This is a genomic window from Prevotella sp. 885 (assembly GCF_002265625.1).
Classification (GTDB): Bacteria; Bacteroidota; Bacteroidia; order Bacteroidales; family Bacteroidaceae; genus Prevotella.
This window is the reverse complement of sequence record NZ_NOVE01000019.1, coordinates 45,223-53,508: the sequence shown is the minus strand read 5'-3', so window position 1 is coordinate 53,508 and position 8,286 is coordinate 45,223. Positions and strand designations below refer to the sequence as shown.

Genomic DNA, 8,286 nt, shown 5'->3' with positions numbered 1-8,286 from the left:
TCGGCGGGCTTTACCTGGCGGTTAAGTGGGTTTCAATCCACGCACCCACGTAGGGTGCGACGTTTCTAAACACTTATTAATCATTTATAGTATGTTTCAATCCACGCACCCACGTAGGGTGCGACGCTTTTTATTTATAAAGCATTTGCTTTTATTTCAGTTTCAATCCACGCACCCACGTAGGGTGCGACACGAGCCGCAGAGCAAACGGCAATGGACGAGTTGGGTTTCAATCCACGCACCCACGTAGGGTGCGACAAGAGTAAACGCTTGCACCAAAGCTACATTGGAGTTTCAATCCACGCACCCACGTAGGGTGCGACCAATCGAGAGCAATGTCACAACCTTGCAGCAGGAGTTTCAATCCACGCACCCACGTAGGGTGCGACATGCACAACGTGTTCTGTCATTGACAGAGGAGAGTTTCAATCCACGCACCCACGTAGGGTGCGACCCATTGTGCAGGGCAATCGCAATATGATGAAGCAGTTTCAATCCACGCACCCACGTAGGGTGCGACCGAGAGCCGTTACAAGTCGCCATTACCAGAGCTGTTTCAATCCACGCACCCACGTAGGGTGCGACCGCATATTCAGCAAATGTCTGAATATCATATTACAAAAGTACATTATTTGCGAATAATATGCAAATTTTTGAATACTTATGTGAATCTTATGGGTATATAAATCTATCTATTTGATTTTCAAAGAGTGCGAAAGTCGCTGTATATTATGCAATACTATACGTTCGCACCCTTTATATCAGATTATCAGTTCTCCAGTGACGTCTATCCCCATATTCTTGCCGATAGTCTCCACTTTACGTTTCCAGTTTGAGCCTAATAGATAGAATCTGATGCTGTCTTGCGATGAGTCAATAATGTTCTCTAATTGACTTTTAAGCATAATATATTGCGATTCGGTCAAGACGCATTCAAATACTGAGTTTTGAACTCTCTTCCCATGATTTAGGCAGGCTTTTGCAACATTGCGCAAACGCTTGGCTCCGTTCAGGGATGTGATATTCACGTCATAGGTAATCAGTACGAACATAAGCTATTTGATTAAAAATACGGGATAATCGTCTATGTCCTTTCTTATAAACCTTGCCAATAACATAGACTGAATGTATGGAAGAAGACCAATGCTGACCTTCTCGTTTAAATATGGGTGTGTGATTTGTTCCTTTTTTCTGTTTTGCCAAGCAGACAGAATGGTTTTTCTTGCAGAGTCCGTCATGACTATACCATCATCTCCTTGCTTGACAAAGTCTTTTATGGATATCTGTTTTCTGTTTATTAATGACAATACCAACCTGTCACCCAGGTAGGCTCTAAGCTCTTCCATCATATCCAAAGCAAGAGACGGTCTGCCAGGTCTTAGAGTGTGCATAAATCCCACGTAAGGATCAAGCCCGACTGTTTCAAGGGCTGCTGTTATGTCGTTGCATATTAACGTATATACAAAAGAGAGCATAGCGTTGACCGCGTCTTTGGGAGGTCTGCGATTTCGTCCTTCAAACTTGAAGTCTTCCTTTTGGTTCAGCAACAGGTGTGAGAACACTCCGAAATACTTTGTTGCCGCTTCTCCTTCAATGCCTCTTACTGTTTCTATATTGTCCGCATTAAAGACACGGTGTTTGCATTTATGCAAGTATTCAGCTACGCTTTCTACGTCATGGTCTTCACCATTGTCACGGATGAAACGTCGTAGGATGTTATGATAGTTTTGTATTTTTCCTCCAATGAACAGTTTGCTGATATGCAAAGCATAGTTTGGTTCATCCGAATTCTTGTATTGGGCTTTTCTTAGCAATACATTACCTTTAGTCGGACCTTGCGAACGGCTTATGTATCTTCCTTGCGGTGAAAGGAAGGTTAGGGCGACATTGTTGTCAGCGCATAATTTCATAAGACCAGGACTTGCACCCATATATCCAAAGGTGACAATTTGTTCAATGTTGTGGATGGGTATACGGAATATCTCGTTTTGTTTAACGGATACTACTACATTAAGTCCGTCTTTGCTGAGATAGGCTTCAGGTGTGGTTATGTATAATGTGTTAAGTAATATCCTCATATAGGTTATTGTTTAAATAGGTTGACACTTTTACGCAATCATTCATCTCCGGAATACATATATTTATTAACGAACAGTTCTTGCAATGACGCTGTTTGTTGGCTTTTGGCAATTCACCGGATTTGAAGACCTCGTGCATTTGCTGGGCACAATGAATGGTGGTATTTCTCAACGATTCAGAAATGGATATAATCTCTCTACGTTTCACCTCATCGTAATATAGTGCTCCGTACGGGATGTTGATGCCATACATCTCTTCCATGCACATTGCCTGTGCAGCCAATTGCACCTCGTCCCTTTCATCTGGCTTATGATGTCCTCTTTTATATTCCACAGGGTATGGTTTCCAGTAACCTTCGTATCGGTTATGAGTAATGGCATCTTCTGCTGAATCAGTAGGAACAAGTTCTACGGCATCCGTTATGCCATATAGTCCCAATTCTTTTGAGGCAATAAGAAGAGAGCGAAGCGTGATGACATCACCATTTTTCTGACGATAGAAGGGATTGTCTACGTTCTTGTGCAGAATCTGACCTTCTGTCGTCAGTTTGTTTTCAGCCCATTGCTGTTCGATATGTATCAAAGCCCATTGTCGGGGGCAGAACATAAAGTGCTGTATCCCCGACAACATGAGCATTTCGTCTTCAGTATACATGATGTTATACTAAATCAATTCTTCAACGGTAACGCCGTTAGGAACAGAGTCCTTGTCTATCGAAACAACATAGTCGCTGAACGATCTTGGTGCGGCTTCCGTATTCTTCTTGATTTTCACCAAGTCGAACAATTTGTTGGCTGGAGCATTGCCAAGAACCGAATCGTGACGGAACACGATGAGTTTCTGTGCGCTCATCAGTCCACGTGCGGCAGAACGGTCCACGTCGAACATGTTCTTTAATGCCTCGAAGAATAGCTCCAAGTCTTCCTCCGAGAAGCCCGTTTGCTTGGCAAGACTTGCTGAGATAAAGCCATGGCAGACATAGAGCCCGTAAGGAACTGTAGCCTTGCGACCCATAGTTCGGTTGTCGCCATTTTGTTTTTCTGCTTCTTTTTCTGTAGCCACAGCCATTCGGGTGATAGAATGTTCTGCTGTTGCTATTGGATCAATAGAACGAGCAAAGGTAAACTGGATGGGGCCTCTTACCTGACCAGCATTCTTACCCGTGGACATGACCGCTCCGAATGTACGGATGTCATAATAATTCTTACACATGAATAGACGAGCTGCTGCAGTCTTGTCTTTTGCCTTCTTCACATCTTCGTCATCATGAGCCTTGTCTATCTCGCTGTTAAGAACCGCCTTCTCCTTAATGAAGATATCATAACCGTCTGACAAATCTTTTGCTACTTGAACGTAGTTGCGAACTTTGCGCTTCAGGCAAACGTCTGTTACCAAGCCCATTCCGGTCTCAGCATCAACACGAGGAAGGTTTCCTGCATCAGGATCACCGTTGGGATTACCGTCCTGTACATCAAACAGGTAAACGAAATCGATTCTGTTATTAATTTCAGCCATATTGTTTATAATTTAAATGTTATTATTTTAGTTCTTGTTTTCATCTTCTTTTTTAGTAAAGAAGTCTTGTCTTTGGTGGTAGTATCCTATAAAGAATCTGCCTTGGTCTTGAAGGTCAAGATGTGCAGGGAAGCCGGTTGCAGGAATCTTGTCGATGATTTCTTGCTTCATCTTCTCATAGAATATTTTTCTGCTTTCGTTAGTCAGTTTCTCCATGTGATGGTAAGAAAGATTGAGGATAGTGGCAAACACCGAAGCAGGTGTTGCACTTGCAGCATTCATGTATCTTTCACAAATGCTTCTGATTCCATTTGCATCTTCTTGAATCTTGTCAAGAACTGCAAAGAGGCGACCGCAGAGGTAGCCTTGGTTTGTGTTACTCTTGTCTAACATAGTGTCTATCTTTTTATTGTTATCATTTATTCTGTTAAGATAAGCTTTAATGATTGCCATACGAGCTATGCGAATAGCGTTATTATCTTTATTTCCTGACTCTGCTCTTATTCTGCGGATGCATGCAGAAAACAACGTAAACGGATAAGGTGTTCCTTGGAAGATGCTCTTGACAACAGCCTCGGGTATGTTAGGGGTTGCTTTAGATAGCTCTCCGTTAAGAGTGACAGCTGCAAGCATGCTCTTTATTCCCATATATGGTTTCCCGTCTTTACGAGTATCTATAATCTCCATGTCGTCAAAATGACGAAGAATCTTTTCTGCAAACTCTTTCAAAGAGCATTCAGACCAATACACAACGGCAATTCTGGCAGAGTTTGGAGCGAGTCCAAGTATATAGAAGCGGTCGTCCAATGAAGTCTTCAAAGTTCCAGAATAAATGGAAGTAAAGACTTTACGCACTTGCTCTATTCTTGCATTTGGGTCATCCTGTTCTTCGTCTGCAAAACCTAATAGGTCGAACAGACTCTCTTCCGTCTGTTCTGCTGCCTCGGCATTGGAAGAAGCCCAAAAAACGAAGGTACGATTACCTACACCAAACTTGTTATGCGACCCTTTTTGCAGCATAGCATTAAGAGCTGTGGTATAGGCAAATTCTGCATCCTTTGAAATTGGTGCATTCCCACATTTTTTCTTGCCGTAAGAATCGTAGCCGGAATTAACTTGGAAAGCTACAAGCTTTGCTGTCGCTTGACTTCCTGGAATCATTGTTGCCGTTGTTGTATCAACGGTAGTTCCTTTATTCCCTGTTATCAGACAAAAGCCGTTTCCTTTATTGTCGTCTTCAGAGTTTTCTAATTGTAATAATTCTTTTTTCTCGGCTACAATCTTTAGGTCACCGTCGATTCTGAACGAGAATGTTGAGTACTTTTTTGATAAGTTCTTCTTGATGTCTTCCCATAAACTATCTTGCGAAATACATGCAAGTATTTCTTCTTTGCTTTGCTGATAGAATTTACAAATAGCAGCCAAATCATTATTTTCAGGATAAACCTTGTAGATAGAATCAACTTTCTCTTTAAAGGCTTCAAGACAAGTGCTTTCCTTGTCAGAACGTTTCGTTGTCTGTTCTTCTACATCTTTCTTAGCTTTTGCATTTTCGGCATATCCCAACACATAGGAGCTGTTATCATATAGGTAATTGGCAACGACAGCACTTGACCTGCCTACATGCTTTTTAACAAGATAGGTCTTTGCCTGTTTGTTATCTATACGACAATCTTCAAAACGAACAAATTTTCCTTCTTTAGAAATAACAATCACGAAACCGATTTCTTTTTCCTCCATGCCAGAAGCAGGAAGATTTCCGCATCTGTTATAGTAATCGTATAATGCTTTTAGTATCATCTTAAAATCTCCTCACTATTTATTGGTGGAACAATAATAACGCCTGCTTTCATTTGTGGACGATAGAACATAGGCTGGATGTTCTTCGGGTCTTGGAAATCCATGTCATAGAGCATGATGCCAAGATCTTTTGTGCCTCCCTGCTCTTCGGATATAGGAGGAGTCAAAGCTTCGTCATCTGAATTAACCAAGCGGAATGCTGCCGAGAACTCACGAGTTCCAAGATAAGGCTGATTGAAACATTGACCTTTACTTGCTCTCCGTTCAAACATTTGATAGTATTTCATAGGGTTCTCGTCTCTGCCAGGTTCGTGCGAAAACAAGTCTTTCTCAATTTTTCGTTTGGCAACAGAACGGTATTCCATTTTTGCCCAAATCCTATAACGGACATCCTTAAGCAATAAAGAGTTCTTTTGCTGACGTTTGTCTTCTATATAAATGGCAGACTTGCCGGCAACAGCACCAACTTCATTTCTTCTCACCGATGTCCATTTGACAGGATTTAGTACTTCTATTTTGGTTATTTGCCAATGTATGGCAGGTTTCCAGAATATAGCCTCGAATATGGCGCGTGCAGCCGACGGTGTAATAACATCATAGCTGACGCGCTCCACTTTAAGTTCTGGGCGGATGAAGCAAGCCATATCGCCCCACACCTCCAAACAATATTCTCTGTCTGTATGTTCCATATTATTATTTATCTTTATTGTATTAATATTTCATTTGCCCAATTATTGTCGGTTCTAAGTCCAATATGTTCATCATATTGTTGTTTGTAATCGACAACAAAAAGCCCTTCTTTCTTTTCGCTGACAACCCCCATGTCTGCTAATGTTTTGAAGTCTATCTTGTTGATGTTAACCATATACTTTGACAGCTTTTTCATCAGCATGTATGATGGTCCGTTAACTAATAATTGCTGGACAAGATCTATGCTGTTCTTCCAGCAGACAACAACATTTACACCATCGTCTTCTATTAGCTGGAATTCCTTGGCTGCTGTCTGAAAACTCAAATTGTTTGTCGGATAATAAAGATAATGTCTTATATCTTTCTTGTCAAAAGACTCTTTCCTGCAATAGAGTTGCTTGAAGAAAGAAGTCATTGTTTCTGGAGCAAACCAGTCATGGTCGTTTCCAAGACTTAGTCTTGCGCTATTTGCAGCTTGTATGTCTCCCTTTGTAAGGTTGTGCTCTTTAGACAATGAAAAGACGTAAGTGGTACTTAAGCCATTCTTTCCTTCACGATTACATCTGCCCGCTGCTTGCAGAACAGAGTCTAATCCTGCCTCTTGGCGGAAGACAAAAGGAAAGTCAATGTCAACTCCTGCTTCTATTAATTGAGTGGAGACAACACGGATTATTTCGTTCTTATTGTCTTTCAGAGCGGTTTTTATAGCTTTTATTGTTTCGCTGATATGGTCAGGGCACATCATCTTGGAAAGATGCAATGTAATGCCCTCTTGCGGAAGACGTTCGTATATTTCCTTAGCGTCCCTACGTGTGTTGACAATGCAGAGCACTTTTTTGTGCTGGCTCAGCATCTCTGCCAATTCATCATAGGTTTTTCCTTCGTTATTGATGCTCAGCTTCACTCTACGTAACTTGTCATGTAGCTTGAAATCATCCGGTATTATTTCTGTTATATGGTCTATTCCGTTGAAGGCGGCTTTCGGATTACACCCTTCAATGAGCCCGCTCAACACGGGCTGACTTGCAGTTGTGAACAAGAAGGATACATTGAAAAGTTTATTATAAGTTTTCAGCGAATCTACTATGGGCTGCAGATAATCCGTAGGAAGAGTCTGCACCTCATCTAAGATTATCACGCTGTTTACTATATTGTGAAGTTTTCTGCAAGCCGATGGCTTGTTGCTGAACATAGATACGAACAGTTGCACGTTGGTGGTAACGATAATAGGGTAGTCCCAATTCTCTGTTGCCAACTTCATCTTCTCTTTCAGTTTCTCGTCTTTTATCTGCTCGGGGTCTACACAGCTATGATGTTCCAGAACATTCTCTTCTCCAAAGATGCTTCTCAGGACTGATGCCGTCTGAACAATAATACTTGTGTAAGGTATAGCGATGATAACTCTCTTCTGTCCATTCTTTATTGCATGTTTTATAGCCCAAACCAGTGAGGACAATGTCTTGCCTCCACCAGTGGGTACAGTCAAGCTATAGAAACCAGTAGGAGTATCAGCCATCTTCAAACATTGTTGCTGAATCTGGTTCCTTATGATGTTTATCTCGGAAGAGTCTGCTTTAGTCTTTAAGTCCTTTAGCTTGTTTTCAAGCAATGGCAGTAAATTGTTTAATGCTTCTTTGTTTTGTCTTAACGTATAAGATTCCCTGTCCATAAATGCTTCCGTATCAAGAAAGTCTGCATCTACTAAACATGAGAATAGCATGCGAGCTAAATGATGAAAATCGTTTTCTTGTATTTTAAATTCTGGTCGGTTTAGCTTTTCCTTTGTATGATAGATGTTTACTTCGGAAGGAATTTCTTGATTGATGATTTCTTTTATCTCGTCAGAATCATGCAGTCCGGTATGATGAGACACAATCTGGTTGACAAATAAATTATAGGAAGACTTTCCATAATATTTTTGAGCTAATATCCCTCCTACGTAGGCATGATGATGTTTGCCACAAATTTTAATGTCGGGGGCATATCCGCTTTCCTTTTTAATGTATTGCTGAAAGGCGTCCGTCTCTTTTCCCTTATCGTGGAGTAGTCCCAATACTTTACCCCATTTGCTCATGCCAAACTCTCCTGCAAATTGTGATGCAAGTCTTGCTACACCGACAGAGTGGTCCTCATTGGATTGTGTAACCCAATGTCCTTCATTGTCTTGATATATATGTGATATAATTTCTGTCATATTCATTT

General features: G+C 41.2%; 7 protein-coding genes and 1 CRISPR repeat array. All 7 genes read right to left on the bottom strand.

Features of this window, described 5'->3' with window-relative positions; all coding sequences use genetic code 11:
- Nucleotides 1-29: 29 nt before the first annotated feature.
- Nucleotides 30-585: direct repeats of the CRISPR family, unit length 32 nt; unit sequence GTTTCAATCCACGCACCCACGTAGGGTGCGAC.
- 176 nt (nucleotides 586-761) lie between these two features.
- Genes cas2 through CHL74_RS07675 form a run of 7 tightly spaced genes read right to left on the bottom strand, consistent with a single transcriptional unit; the run spans nucleotide 762 to nucleotide 8,284 of the window.
- A complete protein-coding gene (gene cas2 / locus CHL74_RS07705; protein WP_094880583.1) occupies nucleotides 762-1,052 on the bottom strand; it encodes a CRISPR-associated endonuclease Cas2 in 291 nt (96 codons plus the stop codon).
- 3 nt (nucleotides 1,053-1,055) lie between these two features.
- The gene (gene cas1c, locus CHL74_RS07700) at nucleotides 1,056-2,078 is read right to left on the bottom strand and encodes a type I-C CRISPR-associated endonuclease Cas1c (RefSeq protein WP_094880582.1); all 1,023 of its coding nucleotides are present in this window, start codon (nucleotides 2,076-2,078) and stop codon (nucleotides 1,056-1,058) included.
- Nucleotides 2,062-2,733, bottom strand: coding sequence for a CRISPR-associated protein Cas4 (gene cas4, locus CHL74_RS07695; protein ID WP_094880581.1), 672 nt, complete (start codon nucleotides 2,731-2,733; stop codon nucleotides 2,062-2,064). The genes cas1c and cas4 overlap by 17 nt, the downstream gene beginning before the upstream one ends.
- A 9-nt stretch (nucleotides 2,734-2,742) precedes the next feature.
- Complete coding sequence (cas7c, locus tag CHL74_RS07690; RefSeq protein ID WP_094880580.1) at nucleotides 2,743-3,594, bottom strand: type I-C CRISPR-associated protein Cas7/Csd2; 852 nt, start codon at nucleotides 3,592-3,594, stop codon at nucleotides 2,743-2,745.
- A 27-nt stretch (nucleotides 3,595-3,621) separates the two neighbouring features.
- Complete coding sequence (cas8c, locus tag CHL74_RS07685; RefSeq protein WP_094880579.1) at nucleotides 3,622-5,394, bottom strand: type I-C CRISPR-associated protein Cas8c/Csd1; 1,773 nt, start codon at nucleotides 5,392-5,394, stop codon at nucleotides 3,622-3,624.
- Nucleotides 5,391-6,083, bottom strand: coding sequence for a type I-C CRISPR-associated protein Cas5c (gene cas5c, locus CHL74_RS07680; protein WP_094880578.1), 693 nt, complete (start codon nucleotides 6,081-6,083; stop codon nucleotides 5,391-5,393). Before cas5c ends, cas8c begins: the two co-directional genes overlap by 4 nt.
- A gap of 14 nt (nucleotides 6,084-6,097) precedes the next feature.
- Nucleotides 6,098-8,284 (bottom strand): CRISPR-associated helicase/endonuclease Cas3, encoded by a 2,187-nt coding sequence (locus CHL74_RS07675; protein WP_094880577.1) that lies wholly within the window; start codon nucleotides 8,282-8,284, stop codon nucleotides 6,098-6,100.
- Nucleotides 8,285-8,286 lie beyond the last annotated feature (2 nt).